The organism is Paenibacillus sp. S28 (genome assembly GCF_016624415.1).
GTDB lineage: Bacteria > Bacillota > Bacilli > Paenibacillales > Paenibacillaceae > Paenibacillus_AQ > Paenibacillus_AQ favisporus.
In genome coordinates this window covers 43,971-56,353 of sequence record NZ_JACVTM010000001.1, presented here as the reverse complement: position 1 = coordinate 56,353, position 12,383 = coordinate 43,971, and the positions used below count along the sequence as shown (strand labels likewise).

Here is a 12,383-nt window from a genome sequence, read left to right as displayed (position 1 = left end):
CTCCTTTTATGTCTCTGGTATAATGGTCAGGTTGATTTTTAAGCCGCCATGCATGCTTCTTGACGCCGTTAAGCCGCTCTCCGGCCCGTACTTGAGCTTGAGGCGATTATTGACGTTGATCAAACCCGTGTTCTCGATCGATTTTGAATCCCTGGCGAGCTTGGTGTTCAACTGTTCGATCATGGCATCGGTAGCCAAATTCCCGTTATCTTCGACCGTCACGCACAGTTTCCCTTCCCGGTATTCCGTCCGGATGTAGACCTTCCCCTCCATCATGCCGTCTTCAAAGGCGTGCTCAAACACATTTTCCACAATCGGCTGAATGATCAGCCGCGGCACTGTGATTGTAGCGGGGACATCCGTCTGCTCCTCGTATTCGAAATGCACCCGATTGGAAAAACGGATGCATTGAATATCGCAATAATCGAGCGCATGTCGGTACTCTTTATCGAAAGGCACCTCGTCCGCACCGCTTCTCGTAATGTACTGGTAATAGCTGCCGAGACGCTGGGAGAGCTCAGCAGCGCTGTCCGAATCGCCTACCTTGCACATCATGTAAATATTAAAAAAGCTGTTGTACAGAAAATGCGGATTGATCTGGGATTGAAGCTGCTTCAGCTGGGAGCGCTGCAGCGCTATTTTTTGCTCATAGTTATCCTCGATCGAATTTTTGAGCTTGCGTGCCATATTGTTAAAGCTGTTGAACACGTAATGGAACTCATCCTTCGTTTTGGATTCGATCATAATGTTCAAATTGTCGGTCTCGATCATATGAAACGCCTTGACCAGTTTGGATAAGGGCCTGTGGATCATTAGATTGACGGAAAAAGAGTACAGAATCATCACGATGATCGCGATGATAAACAGGGTGTAGAACCATGTAATAAATTGGCTCAACGGGCGCGTGATCTCATTTTGATTCACATACATGATGAGCGATAAATGCAGCGAACTGACGTCATTGGGTGTAATAAAATAGTTCACGCCGTGCATCTTCCGCATCTCAGGCATACTCGAATTATGCAGGCTTTCATCATCAAAAAGCCCCAAAACCGCAGCGGACTCCCCCTGCTCCTGCGCTGTCGTCAGAACGGTTCCCGCCTCTTTATCCCCGAGCAGCACTTCGGATTGCGGATACAAATTGGCGATTTCCTTTAAAGCCTCCAGCAGCTTGGGTCTGGAAATCTCGATATAAGACCAGACCGCGCCGTTATTTTCCGTTTCGATGAAAAAAATCCGGCTTCCGCTCCTATAGAACGATGGTTTGGGCGTAACGGCCATGAGCGACGAGATCAGCTTCAGTTCCTCATTGGGCGTATTGGTCACACCTGAGTCCGTGGAAATCGTTTTGCCGATGGCTTCGACGTACACGCCCGCATTCACTACATATTCGCTGGAAACGGTCAGTGTCGCAAGCCGGTCCCGGACCTGATCGATCAGCTCCACCTCTTCATAATTTTCCAGCATGCTGCCGCGGAAGCTGAGCTTCTGCAGATCCTTGTCATTTAACAGCTGGAGCTGCAGGTTTCGGATAAAGTACATTTCTTTATCGAGCTGCTTGCTGTAGAAGGACGCACCTGCCAAAGATGAGTTCAAAATCGCATCCTTGGTGATGGACATCCCCTTATAGTTAAGCCAGATATTCATCGAAATGAGCGGAAGCAAAAATAAAATAAAAACGATGACGATTTTCTGATACACGTACCATCGCGATGCTTTTCCCGCAGATTGCAGCTTCATGCTCTACCCCCGTTAGTCCAATGTCGCCGATAAGCATGCCCTCAGCATACTCATAAAACTTTCTTTTTTCGATAAAATTCTTCTTTTTTCTCCTGGAACAATAATTCAGCAAAAACAGTCCACATCCTTCTCTTGTTCCATTTTTGAATGATAAATGTCCTCTGTCCTGCCTAACCCACAGACCTTTACCCCGTTTTGTCCTGTTTTATGATATAATGGATTGCTTGCAACTTAGGTTGATATGCAGGAATTGCTTCATCTCACATTTTAAATACGCTTGGAGGATAGATCACCATGTCACCCGCTAGTCCAAATATTCATCGTCAGAATCACAGAAAAACGATTTGGCTTGTGGTTCTGTTTATTCTCATCGCCGCCATCGGCTTGTCATATGTCAAATGGTGGCCGTACTATCAAAAAGCATTTAAAGCCGCAGCTGAGCACAGCATCGGATCGTCCATTCTAGGAGCGGGCGGATCGGCGCCTTCCTGGAACTCGGCGGTTTCCTATGCGGAGACGTACTTCAAGTCGGTGTGGAAAGCGGCCGTTCTCGGCATTCTGCTTGGTTCGCTGGTCCAGGTGCTGCTGCCCGTCCAGTGGCTGTATAAACTGCTTGGCAAAACGACGTTTAAGAGTACCCTGATCGGCGGGGTCGCCTCCCTGCCCGGCATGATGTGCACCTGCTGTGCCGCTCCGATTGCGAGCGGCCTGCGCAAGCGCAACGTGTCCGTCGGGGCGGCGCTCGCTTTCTGGCTCGGCAACCCGCTGCTGAATCCGGCAACGCTTATCTTCATGGCTTTCGTGCTGTCCTGGAAATTCACACTGCTGCGCATTGTTCTGGGACTGGCCCTGACGTTCGGCGTGAGCTACTTCGCGAACCGCTTTGCCGGTTCCTCCGAAGTGCCAGAACCGCTGGAAGAAGCAGCGGCTGTCAAGGAAACGGACCGCGGACCTTTTCTGGTCCGCTGGGCCAAGAGCCTCGGCTTGATGTTTCTCAGCGTCGTTCCGGCATACCTGATTGCCGTCCTGCTGCTGGGTGCTTTCCAGTCCACCCTGTTCCCGGTATGGGTAGGTGGCGGGATCGCTGCTATTATCCTGTTCGCCGTCGTCGGAACGCTGTTCGTCATTCCGACGGCTGCCGAAATTCCGATCATCCAGTCCTTTCTGTCCCTGGGCGTCGGTTCGGGCCCAGCCGCTGCGCTCCTCGTGACGCTCCCGGCAGTCAGCCTGCCGTCCATGCTGATCGTGGCCAAGTCCTTCCCGCGGAAAGTGCTGCTGTTCGTGTTCGGCGCGGTCATCGTGACCGGACTAATCAGCGGCCTGCTGGGCGCTTGGCTGCTGTAATTGCGGTGAAACGCATATAAAATCAAAGCAATCCATCCACAGGAATTTTGTGGGTGGATTGCTTTTTTCTTTGGGCTGGATAAATGAATGGGAGGCAAAGAAAAATTAAGACGTTTTTTTAGTTGACTACTCAACTTAATTGCGTTATCATTTTCGTAGACTAAGTTTACAAGTCAACTAAATGAAAACTAAATGCACACTCGGTGCCCAACAGCAGCGGTGTGAGCAGAAGGGTGAGATACGTATGGTTAGCGGAGCATTTTCTTACGAAAAAAAGCGTCAACGGGTATATGATTTAGAGATGGCTTATGTAGAGGTCGGCAGTGGTGATCCGATCGTTTTCCTGCATGGTAATCCTTCCTCCTCTTATCTATGGCGCAACATTATTCCTTACGCACAAAACGCCGGGCGCTGCATTGCCCCCGATTTAGTCGGGATGGGAGATTCCGATAAACTGCCGGTTAGCGGTCCGGACGCCTACACCTTCGTTCAGCACCGGGAATACCTCGACGAGCTTCTTAACAAACTTGGGATTCATGAGAAGATCACCTTCGTCGTACACGACTGGGGCTCCGCTTTGGGATTTGATTGGGCGCGGCGGCATTCTGGCGCTGTGGACGGTATCGTGTATATGGAAGCGATCATCAAATCCAGCAGCTGGAGCGAGATGCCGGAACAAGGCCGTAACATTTTTCAAGCGCTGCGGTCTGAAGAAGGTGAACAGATGATACTGGAACAAAACTCGTTCCTGAATGTCAATCTTCCCGTCAATGTCATTCGTCAGTTAACAAAGGAAGAGCTGGAGCAGTATCAACGGCCCTTTGCCGAACCAGGTGAAGGCCGTCGTCCGATGCTATCCTGGGCAAGGCAGCTTCCTTTTGACGACGAGTCAACGGCGGAGGTGAATGAAATTGTCGCGGCTTATGGCCACTGGTTGGCACACAGCCCCGTCCCCAAATTATTCATCCATGCAGAACCAGGAAGAACTTCGCAGTCCCAACTGGATTTTTGCCGTAGTTGGCCCGAGCAGACCGAAGTGACGGTGCCAGGGCTTCATTACCCGATGGAAGATGCCCCCGATAAGGTTGGGGAAGCCCTTGCCTCTTGGTTGAAAAGGCTGAAATAGAACTTGGACCAAATCTGCTTGTGGAGAGGAGAACATGATCAGATGACCATTTCGCGAAGGGAAGTCCTATCCGATGAATTGCTGTCATGGACAGGTGTAACGGTTAACCCCCACCGATTCGGCGGAATTGAGTTTCTTTATGGGGGAAAAGAAATAGGTCATTTACATGGGGACCATCTGGTTGATCTGCTCTTGCCCAAATCGAAACGGGATGACGTGGTAGCCACCGGTCTTGCCAACCCGCATCATATGTTCCCTCATTCGGGTTGGGTATCCATTCATTTGAAGTCTGAAAGGGACATGACCAACGCAGTTGAACTTTTGCGCTTCAAGTATGAATATCTGGTGAAAAAGATAGATGGTTCCAGCTTTGAAAAAGAAACAAGCGGCTAAAATCCAGCCGCTTGTTTCTTTGAGGTTCTGGGTTGTTTGTGGCAACCATGGTGCCGAACGGAAAACGATGACCGCGGGTCACTTATAAATGCGAACCTCCGGTCGCATCGAGCATTTGCCCCGTCACCCAGCGGCCGTCCGGCGAAGCCAGGAAAGCGACGGCATCCGCGACGTCCGCGGCCTCTCCGATTCGTCCAAGAGCGGACATTTCCGCCGCTCCCTGACGGGCTTCCGGCGTGTTCAGCCAAGAGGCGTTCACATCGGTGTCGATAATGCCGGGAAGCACGGCGTTTACGGTAATGCTGCGCGGACCCAGCAGCTTCGCAAGGTGCAGCGTAAAGGTGTTCACCGCCCCCTTGGTCATGTTGTAGGACATGATATGCGGAAATGCGATTCGGGTCACGCCTGAAGAAATATTGATAATCCGCCCTCCGTCCCGCAGCCGATCCATCGACTGCTGCACGAGAAAGAACGGCGCTTTCACATTCACGGCAAACACCTCGTCGAAGTCTGCCTCCGTTGTTTCTTCCATCGTTTTCGATGTTCCGATGCCGGCATTGTTCACCAGAATGTCATACTGGCGGCTGCCTGTCCGCCGGGTCAGTTCTGCATCGAGTGATTCAAGCAGACGATGGACACCTTGGATGTCGTGAAGATCGGCACCGATGGCAAACGCCCGGCCTCCCTGTTCCTCAATCATCCGTACGACCTCGTCCGCTGCATCCCTGCGGCTGCCGTAGTGAACCGCGACAAGCGCGCCCTCAGAGGCAAGACGCAGTGCGATGCCCCTTCCTATCCCCCGGCTTCCTCCAGTCACAAGAGCTGTTTTTCCTTCCAATCTTTTCATACCTGCTCACTCCTTCTTCTGTGGTTTGTAAACCCACTGTACACCCTCCCCTGAGGGGAGAGTCAACACCTGGAGTGAGCCTTCGTTCAACAACACCAAAATCAAGGGCTCAGAGTACCGCGCAGCAGGAGGATTACTTCCGACCTGCGGAATTTTCCGTACATGTCTTGTTCGGCGGCAATATAGACTTCACGGACCGGCTCACCGGGTAACGGTTCATATCCCTGCGATGCGGCCCATGCCATGACGTGCGCTGCTGCAGGACAGTGGGCGGCATAGGGGTTGCAGTCATGAATCAGGGATGCGGCGGTTTCATAGCCGGGCAGTTCTACGATGCGGACGCGCCCGCGCTCCGGAGTTGGTTCCTCCAGCGGAAATGCCACCTCGATGTCAATGACTTCCCTTTCGCCTTCCCCGCTCGCGTCATGCCAGAGAAGAATCAGCGGCCCGTCCGGTGTTCCACAGCCGCCAGTCATGACGTAGTCCCTGACCTCATTGACCAGCAGGCAGAGATCCTGCCGCGGGATCGTATCCCTGACCGAGGCGGCCCATTGCGGCTGCAGCTCACGGAGCGTTACGGCTTCGGGTCCATCCACCGCAGCCGCCCCGACTTGTTCCAGCCGCTGCATTCTCCGGTCGATTTCTTTTAGCTGACGCTGTGCTTCCTGGATGGCGGTCTCCAGATCAGCCCGCTTCATAGCGAGCGTATCCGCAGCCGTACCGGGCGTTCCCTCCTCCTGAAGCAGTGGAGCGATCTGCTCCAGTGTCAGCCCAAGCTCTTTAAAAGCGCGGATGCGTTCCACCGTCAGCAGATGATCGGCGGAATAATATCGATAGCCGGAACTCTCATCCACAGCAGACGGTTTCAGAATCCCCAGCTCATCGTAGTAACGCAGCGTTTTGATCGATATCCCGCTCATTTTGGCAAAAGCGCTGATTTTAAACATGCTCTTCGTTTCCCTTCCGAGGTAAGATCTCAGCTTCATTGTATGGAGGTACAGCAGCTGCGTCAATTAGGGATTGGTAAACACCTAACCATTCTGCACTGCCAAAAAAGGCTGCAGTCCAGGGCATCCATGATGCCTCCAGATTGCAGCCGCGGTGATCTTTGCTCAATTTTTTACTTAGTGAACCGGAGAATATTCCTTCCCTTCGCCGCTTGCGGGAGCAACCTCCGCCGTATGATCCAGCTTTTTGCTGCCCATAAACAGTGCCGCAAGCAGGGCCAGAATCGCTGGTACGCAGGCCCATGCGAACGTCTGGACGATTGAAGAAGCGAGCATCTCGGAAATGTTATGCAGCACTTCAGGCGGAATGAGCGAGCGTGTCTCCGGAGCCAGCAGCGCATGCGGATCCTTGATATCGAGCCCCGCCGGCATTGCCGCTGCTCCTCCCGCGTTTGCTGCGCCAGCCCCCGCAGAGCCGAACCCTTTCGTCATTTCACGTGTAAACGAATGGCTCTGAATCAATCCGAAGGTCGTGATCCCGATCGTCATGCCGAGCGAGCGCAGAAAGTTCAGCGTCGAGCTGGCCGTTCCCCTTTGCCGGTAGTCCAGGCCATGAATGGCGGCGTTTCCGAGCACCGAAAACGACGCGCCGATTCCAAGCCCGATCAGAATCATATAGATCGTCACGATCAGCCGGGTCGAGTTCACCGATAAGGTGGCGACCAAGGCCGTGCCGACCAGGAATAACAGCAGCGTCGGAATCAAAATGTTCCGGTACGGCATTTTGTTCATCAAACTGCCGCCCAGCGTCGCCGTGACGACCGAGCCGACCATCATCGGCAGCAACACCAGCCCTGAATTGGTGGCCGAACCGCCCAGCACGCCCTGGATAAAAATCGGAATGTACACCGAAGCCGCGATAAACGCCGCGCCGCTGAACAGGCCGACCAGGACGCTGGTGGCGTACAGCCGGTTTTTAAACAATCCGAACGAAATGACCGGCTCTTTCGCTTTAGTCTCGGCATACAGGAAGGCGATCAGCAGCACCGCAAATCCTCCGAACAAGGAGAGAATCTCCCAGGAATCCCAGGCGATTTCCTTGCCGCCCAGCTCCAGGGCGAACATGAGGCAGATCACCGCTCCCAGCAGCGTAAAGGCGCCGAACCAGTCGATCGGCTGCTTGGAATGCTCATGCGACTCCTTGTAGAAAAACGCCACCATGATGAAGGCGATGACGCCCAGCGGCAGGTTGATGTAGAAAATCCACTCCCAGGCGATATGATCCGTTATGTACGCCCCGAGAAGCGGTCCGAAAATGCTGGACATGCCGAACACGGCGCCGAACAAACCGCCGAGGCTGCCGCGCTTCTCCAGCGGGACGGCATCGAACATGATCGTAAACGCGATCGGGACCAGCGCTCCGCCGCCAATACCCTGAACCGCCCGGTACAAGGCCAGTTCCGTGATCGTGGTCGCCGTGCCGCACAGCGCAGACCCCAGCATGAACAGAATAATCCCGAAGACAAAAAACTTTTTGCGGCCGTACATATCCGACAGCTTTCCGAAGATCGGCATCCCGGCCATTTCCGCCACCATGTAGGCCGAGGTGACCCATACAAACTTATCCATGCCGCCGAGCTCGCCCACGATATTTCCCATGGCCGTGGCGACGATGGTGTTATCCATCGAGGCCATCAGGATGCCCAGCAGCAGGCCGGCGATGACGACCGGAAGACTGCTTTTTTGTGCAGGTTTCACGTTCTCAAACACTCCTTTAAATTTCTGATTTCTCTGTAACCGGTTCTAAGTGTAAACAAAAAAGTATGACAACTGTATGTCATACTTCTGAGTATTTCCGAATCATTTTTTTTAGTTTGGCGTGAACGGCTTCGCGAAGCTCCGGGGGCTCCTTCACCTCGGCACCGTCGCCGAAGCTGAGCAGCATCGGGATAAGCCACTGCGTTCGCTCCATATGCTCCAGGGTAATGCTAAGCAGGAACGAACCGTCGTCGAGATACGTTTTCTCCGCTCCATAGAAATAATCCATCGCTCTCGCCAGGCAGTCGGCGGAAAAATGAATTACCGCATGCACCGGGTTTCCTTGGTTATGCAGCTGCTTAAACGTCACTTCTTCGGGAGCCGCATGCTTATGCTTCGTAAAATGCTCGCCCATCGCCTGCAGGTCGGCCATCCGGGACAGCCGGAATTTTCGGTAATCCTGGCGGTCCCGGCAGTAGGCGAACAGGTACCAGACGTCGTACTCGTAAATCAGCCGCACCGGCTCCACGACGCGCTCGGTCTTCTCGTTCCTGGCGTTGATATATTTGAAGCGCACGACACAGCATTCCGTGATCGCCGCCCGCAGCAGCCGCAGAGAGTCATTATACAGCTGCCGGCTCGCTAGATTCATCGACAACACCGGCGAATCCTTTTCGTGCTGGATGGTCTTCAGCTTTTGAATCGTTTCGGCCGCCTTTTCGTCCTCAAACACGGTCGACATGCTGGAAAGCAGCGTCACGAGCGACCCGACGTCATACGAACCGAGCAGGCTTTTTTCCATTTTATAATCCTTGATAATGCCGAAACCGCCTTTGACCCCTTGGTAGGACACCACAGGAATGCCAGCCGCGCAGATGACATCGATATCCCGGTATATGGTCCGCTGCGAAACGTTGTACTTCTCGGCCAGCGCCGACGCGGTAATAATTTCGTGATTCAGCAGCATGTAAATCATCGATATGATGCGTTCGAGCTTCAATGCATTATCCTCCTGCACCTGTTCGCCGCCGTTCTTCAAACGGTTAGCGGTTCTCTACGCTTCATTATAATTTACGGTACTTCTTCAGCGCAAAACTATTTAGCAGGATGAGCGCGAATTCGGCATGGGCCGCCTTCTTTACGCCTCCACGGTCTGCGTCTCGACGGTACCTCTTGCCGTTTGCCGGTTTTGCCGAACCTTCAGAGCCGAGCCAAGCAGAACAACCAGACTAACCGCGGCAATACCGGTTAACACGGCTGTCGAATGATTCCAATCCAGGCCCCGGCCGAAGAAGAACATTTCACGAAGCCCTTCCACCATAAACCGCATCGGCAGCCAAGGGAACACGTAGTCGCGGTAGATCGATCCCATCATCTCGGCAGGAAGGCTCAGCAGGGGAGCCCCGAAGAAGAGCAGCAGGATAAACAGCACCATCGACTTGAGCCCTGCCCAGGACAGTACGGCGGAGATCATCAGGAAAAAAGCAAAGTAGCATAGTGACAAAAATATCGCTGTAGCCGTTCCGTCCGGAATATGGAGTCCCCAGCTCCCAGCAAACCAGGTCAGGCCGAACCCGGCAATGAGTGCCAGAACAGCTCCCGCAACGGTCTGGACTACTCGGGCAGCGAGCAGAGATCGGCGGTAGGCAAAGTTCAGCTTGCTGATGACGAGATAGAACATAACCCCGCCCAAGATGCTGCCCATCCAGATCGGCTGGAATAACGACACCGGTGCGTTGCCGTTCGCCGTATGGGTGCCTGTCTCATGGACATTTTTTACGTCCTTCGCAATAGGCGCCGCCAGCACGGATGCCTGCTGCACCGTAACCTTGCCGCTCTGCTTACCGGCTGCAGCCAGCAGGTCAGCGCGGATCTTCACATTCATCGTGTCGACGATTTGGTTCAGCACCTGACCGGCCATGGTGGAAGCCGAAGCGCTCATGCCTTGGTTCACGTAAATGCGCAGCTGAGGCTGCACCGGTTTTTCCGTGAGCAGCGTCGCTTGATTCTGGCTGAAATCGGCCGGAACCACCAGCGCGGCATAATATTTCTGTTCATCCAAACCGGACATCGCTTCCTTTTCCGTGTTTACATGAACCCATTCAATCGCCGGTCCATCTGCTGAAGCCGTGGATGAAGTCTGCTGTTTGATCATACCGGTCAGCGTTTCTCCCATATTCGTCGCTGTTCCGTTCGGCAGCGTTGCGCCTTGATCCTCGCTGACCAATGCGATCGGCAGCCGAACCGGGGTCGGATTAATGGTCGGAATCATCGCCAAACTAAACACAAATATAACGGCGCCTACGATAAGCGGCAGCACCCACACCAGCTTTTGCTTCATCAAAGTCATTTCACGCATCACTCCTATGCCTTTATAGTTTGTTCAAGATAATGAACATCGCGTTGATTATCTTGGGCAAACTCATTATAATAAGAGCGCATAGACGGTTCAATAAACAATAATCCGGAATGTGCGCATTACTCGACACATTCTTTTAAAGTGTCTACCTTTCAAGGAGTGATCACATGGACGGGAACACAGACCGGCGGATCGTGCGGACGCGGCTGGTCATCCGCGATGCGCTGACGGAGCTGATTGAGGAGAAGGGCTTTGAAGCCGTATCTGTAAAGGATATTACGACTCGGGCGAATATTAACCGGGGAACGTTTTATTTGCATTATCGTGACAAATTCGACCTGCTCGAGCAGAGCGAAGCCGAAGTGATTGAGGGGATCATCGCGATCATTACGAAGGCGACGTCAGAGGATCTGGAAACGTACCGGGAAACCGGCATTTCGGTCTCCCTGATCGTTACCGTGTTCGAATATATCGAGGAGCATGCGGCTTTTCTCAAAGCCATATTGGGGCCAAAGGGAGACGTGTCTTTCCAATCGCAGCTGAAAGCGATGTTCCGGAAAAATCTGCTGGAAAAAAATTTATCGCCGCTGATCCGCAAAGAGAACCTGCAGGTCCCTGCCGAATACTTCCTGTCCTATGTGTCTTCTGCACATCTCGGCATTATCCAGCAGTGGCTGATGAGCGGAAGACAGGAAACGCCGGCAGAGATGGCACGCATTCTTTCGCTGCTCACGTTCCGGGGTCCTTTCTTTGCCGCAGGCATAGCCGTATCGGATCCTAAGGCTTGACGCCAACGACGGTAAGCATGTACATCGTTATGGATTCAGCCTCAGACTGAACCCATTGGCGGTACTCCCGCTCCGCGTGTTCGTATTCCCCGCGTGTTATGAATCCATCCCGCTCCATTTGCGGGCCCCGGCTGGAAGCGGTATCCGCCCACAGGCCAGACCGCTGCGCATAATCGGGATCATCCCGCCGCACCTCTTCATGGCAGGGTGTGGCCTTGATCTGTGCAAGTCCTGCCTGCTGCAATAAGTCCGGGAGATCGTCCGCAATCCGGTTGTTTAGGCCGGCATCCTCCCGCCAGGCTAGATATGCGGAATAGAACACGAGCATGCTGGCAGGCGGCTGCGGCGACCAGGCGATTTTTTCGTGGTTATAGTCGGCAATGACGATCCTCCCGCCAGGCTTTATAGCCTTTACCATAGCCTTGAGCGCCGTCAATGGATCGGGGAGCCATACCATGAGCCTTGAGCAGGTGACGATATCAAACCTAGGACAACCCTCCATAGCTTCCTCAAGCGAATAGATATCCCCTTCCATAAACGACAATCCGGCAACCTTTCCATGCGTTTGCTGCGCCTGCGTAATCAAACGGGGGTTTTGATCCACCCCGACTACGCTGCCTTCCGGACCTACGGCTTCCGCGATGCCGCGGGTAATGGCTCCCGTGCCGCATCCAACATCCAGTACCGACATGCCCTTCGTTAACATTCCTTGCAGGATGGGATGCGATAATCCCAGCGTTCTGGCCTGAAGAACATTCGTCAGTTTGCCGGATAATTCGGTACGCCGGGTCATCGGCTCATTATTCATTTGCTGCCGCCTCCTGTTCATTTCCGGATAATTATTTTCAGATTAAGCTTACACAAAGGATTGTTATAGTTCTAATATATAAATCGTATAGATATAATAGCTTTTAACTATAAAAACTGTGATCCACGGCATCCGATCAGGAAAGCTGGAGGTTTCCCTCCCCACTATTCATGCGCCGCAACAGAAAAAAAGAGCCCCATTACCATCAACGTGGGCTCCCAACCATACCATAAACTTTATAAGTGATGACTGTTTCATTCCAGCCGGGATCCG

Annotated in this window: 11 protein-coding genes; 4 read left to right on the top strand and 7 right to left on the bottom strand. The window is 53.1% G+C overall.

From position 1 onward, the window contains the following. Positions 1-6: 6 nt before the first annotated feature. Positions 7-1,740 (bottom strand): histidine kinase, encoded by a 1,734-nt coding sequence (locus IAE55_RS00250; protein ID WP_200630606.1) that lies wholly within the window; start codon positions 1,738-1,740, stop codon positions 7-9. Positions 1,741-2,034: 294 nt separating this feature from the next. On the opposite strand from IAE55_RS00250, the gene IAE55_RS00245 reads away from it, so the two are divergent. The 3 genes from IAE55_RS00245 (at position 2,035) to IAE55_RS00235 (ending at position 4,603) form a co-directional block, all read left to right on the top strand. After that, on the top strand, positions 2,035-3,084 hold the full coding sequence (locus tag IAE55_RS00245; protein ID WP_200630605.1) for a permease: 1,050 nt from the start codon (positions 2,035-2,037) through the stop codon (positions 3,082-3,084). 244 nt (positions 3,085-3,328) lie between these two features. After that, a complete protein-coding gene (locus tag IAE55_RS00240; protein ID WP_200630604.1) occupies positions 3,329-4,210 on the top strand; it encodes a haloalkane dehalogenase in 882 nt (293 codons plus the stop codon). 42 nt (positions 4,211-4,252) lie between these two features. Then, a complete protein-coding gene (locus IAE55_RS00235; protein ID WP_234489203.1) occupies positions 4,253-4,603 on the top strand; it encodes a luciferase domain-containing protein in 351 nt (116 codons plus the stop codon). 82 nt (positions 4,604-4,685) lie between these two features. Here the strand turns inward: IAE55_RS00235 and IAE55_RS00230 are convergent, their stop codons facing one another. From IAE55_RS00230 to IAE55_RS00210, 5 genes are all read right to left on the bottom strand, one after another. Next, positions 4,686-5,450, bottom strand: a complete 765-nt coding sequence (locus tag IAE55_RS00230) for an SDR family oxidoreductase (RefSeq protein ID WP_200630603.1) — start codon at positions 5,448-5,450, stop codon at positions 4,686-4,688. 101 nt (positions 5,451-5,551) lie between these two features. Further along, entirely contained in the window at positions 5,552-6,397 is an 846-nt protein-coding gene (locus IAE55_RS00225; protein WP_200630602.1) for a MerR family transcriptional regulator, read from the bottom strand. A gap of 177 nt (positions 6,398-6,574) precedes the next feature. Then, positions 6,575-8,155 carry an MDR family MFS transporter gene (locus tag IAE55_RS00220; RefSeq protein ID WP_200630601.1) on the bottom strand — a complete coding sequence of 527 codons (1,581 nt, stop codon included), beginning with the start codon at positions 8,153-8,155 and terminating at the stop codon, positions 6,575-6,577. Between the two features lie 79 nt (positions 8,156-8,234). Next, positions 8,235-9,155 carry a helix-turn-helix transcriptional regulator gene (locus IAE55_RS00215; protein ID WP_200630600.1) on the bottom strand — a complete coding sequence of 307 codons (921 nt, stop codon included), beginning with the start codon at positions 9,153-9,155 and terminating at the stop codon, positions 8,235-8,237. A 138-nt stretch (positions 9,156-9,293) separates the two neighbouring features. Continuing rightward, on the bottom strand, positions 9,294-10,499 hold the full coding sequence (locus tag IAE55_RS00210; protein WP_200631071.1) for a YhgE/Pip domain-containing protein: 1,206 nt from the start codon (positions 10,497-10,499) through the stop codon (positions 9,294-9,296). A 182-nt stretch (positions 10,500-10,681) separates the two neighbouring features. On the opposite strand from IAE55_RS00210, the gene IAE55_RS00205 reads away from it, so the two are divergent. Further along, positions 10,682-11,302, top strand: a complete 621-nt coding sequence (locus IAE55_RS00205) for a TetR/AcrR family transcriptional regulator (protein WP_076167339.1) — start codon at positions 10,682-10,684, stop codon at positions 11,300-11,302. Here IAE55_RS00205 and IAE55_RS00200 read toward each other — a convergent pair. Continuing rightward, positions 11,292-12,110, bottom strand: a complete 819-nt coding sequence (locus IAE55_RS00200) for a methyltransferase domain-containing protein (RefSeq protein ID WP_200630599.1) — start codon at positions 12,108-12,110, stop codon at positions 11,292-11,294. The two genes, IAE55_RS00205 and IAE55_RS00200, sit on opposite strands and share 11 nt — an antisense overlap. Positions 12,111-12,383: the final 273 nt, after the last annotated feature.